6 tRNA genes are annotated in these 520 nt (G+C 51.5%); all 6 read left to right on the plus strand.

Going from position 1 to position 520, the window contains the following annotated elements:
• Nucleotides 1–4: 4 nt before the first annotated feature.
• A tRNA-Met gene (locus Q3223_RS19495) sits at nucleotides 5–78 on the plus strand.
• A 14-nt stretch (nucleotides 79–92) separates the two neighbouring features.
• Nucleotides 93–169, plus strand: a tRNA-Ile gene (locus Q3223_RS19500).
• A gap of 22 nt (nucleotides 170–191) precedes the next feature.
• A tRNA-Pro gene (locus tag Q3223_RS19505) sits at nucleotides 192–268 on the plus strand.
• Nucleotides 269–274: 6 nt separating this feature from the next.
• Nucleotides 275–351 (plus strand) — tRNA-His (locus Q3223_RS19510).
• A gap of 8 nt (nucleotides 352–359) precedes the next feature.
• A tRNA-Lys gene (locus Q3223_RS19515) sits at nucleotides 360–435 on the plus strand.
• Between the two features lie 6 nt (nucleotides 436–441).
• Nucleotides 442–515: transfer RNA gene (locus tag Q3223_RS19520), tRNA-Cys, on the plus strand.
• The last annotated feature ends 5 nt before the right edge of the window (nucleotides 516–520 follow it).

The raw sequence follows: 520 nt of genomic DNA on the forward strand, positions 1-520 counted from the left end.
GTATGGCGGTATAGCTTAGTTGGCTAGAGCGTTCGGTTCATACCCGAAAGGTCATAGGTTCGACTCCTATTACCGCTACTAAAATTTAATGTGGGCCATTAGCTCAGTTGGTTAGAGCGCCCGGCTCATAACCGGTAGGTCTGGGGTTCGAGTCCCTGATGGCCCACCACATTAAATTAAGCAAATAGCTTCGAGGTGTAGCGCAGTTTGGTAGCGCACATGGTTTGGGACCATGGGGCCGGGGGTTCGAGTCCCTTCACCTCGACCAATTAAGGTGGGTATAGCTCAGTTGGTTAGAGCGCCAGATTGTGGCTCTGGAGGTCGTGAGTTCGACTCTCATTATCCACCCCAACTAATATGGTCTATTAGCTCAGTCGGTAGAGCACCTGACTTTTAATCAGGGTGTCCCGCGTTCGAGTCGCGGATAGATCACCAAAAGGCGGCGACATAGCCAAGTGGTAAGGCAGTGGACTGCAACTCCTTGATCCCCAGTTCGAATCTGGGTGTCGCCTCCAATATA

This window comes from Clostridioides sp. GD02367, from assembly GCF_045900275.1.
GTDB lineage: Bacteria > Bacillota > Clostridia > Peptostreptococcales > Peptostreptococcaceae > Clostridioides > Clostridioides difficile_A.